1 protein-coding gene is annotated in these 305 nt (G+C 42.0%); it reads right to left on the bottom strand.

What is annotated here, in order from left to right:
- On the bottom strand, window positions 1–305 hold a 305-nt coding region (locus tag B3I52_RS04330; RefSeq protein WP_293299219.1), incomplete at both ends, for a hypothetical protein.

Raw genomic sequence — 305 nt, forward strand, 5'->3', positions numbered from 1 at the left:
GTAAGTTGTGGCGTACCTGTTACCGTTACAGCCTCCGAAAAGTTAACTTGAATACTAATCGGATCGCCTACTTTATAAGTACCGTTAGGGGTTGAAGACGTTACTCCTGATACCGTTGGCACTATACCATCTATCACTAAGGCTTTATTAACTGCCAAAGAGTTTGCTGCTCCTAGGCCTGGTAAAGTTAATATAGCATTATTACCTGCCGCATCTTTTATCGTACCACTATTTAAAGCTAGTGCAGTAGTCGACACATAATCCAAATCAGCACTAGTATCGCCAGCCTGTACCGTATAGCTAAA

It is taken from the genome of Pedobacter sp. UBA4863 (assembly GCF_002399615.1).
Lineage (GTDB): Bacteria > Bacteroidota > Bacteroidia > Sphingobacteriales > Sphingobacteriaceae > Pedobacter.